Genomic DNA, 439 nt, shown 5'->3' on the forward strand with positions numbered 1-439 from the left:
TTTGTTGTTGGTGGTGTTGGGTGTGTGTGGGGGGTGGTTGTTTTGTTTGTTGGGGTTTGTGGTTGTGTGGGGGGGGTTGTGGTTGGTGTGGTTTGTTGTGTGTTGTTGTTTGGTGGGTTGTGGGTTTTGTTGGGGTGGTGTGTGGGTGTGGTTTTTGGTCGTTGTTGGTGTTTGGTGGGTTGTTTGGGGGGTGGGGTTGGGGTTTTGGGTTGTTTTTTTTGGGGTTGTGTGTTTTGTGGTTTTTGTTGTGTGGTTTGTTGTTGGGTTTGTTTTTTGGGTTGTTGTTGTTGGGGTTTTGTGGGGTGGGTTTTGTTGTGGCTGGGTTGGTTGTGGTGGTGTGGGTTGTTTTGTTGGGGTGGTGTGTGGTGGTGTTGGGTGTGGTGGTGTGTGGTTGGTTTGTGGGGTTTGTTGGTTTGTGGGGGGTGGTTTGGGTTTGGGT

At 50.3% G+C, this 439-nt stretch carries 1 protein-coding gene; it reads right to left on the reverse strand.

What is annotated here, in order from left to right; all coding sequences use genetic code 11:
- The coding region (locus tag ACTHUT_RS22135) for a hypothetical protein (RefSeq protein WP_440419962.1) at positions 1–439 on the reverse strand (439 nt) is incomplete at both ends.

Source organism: Neisseria sp. P0022.S010, assembly GCF_051956635.1.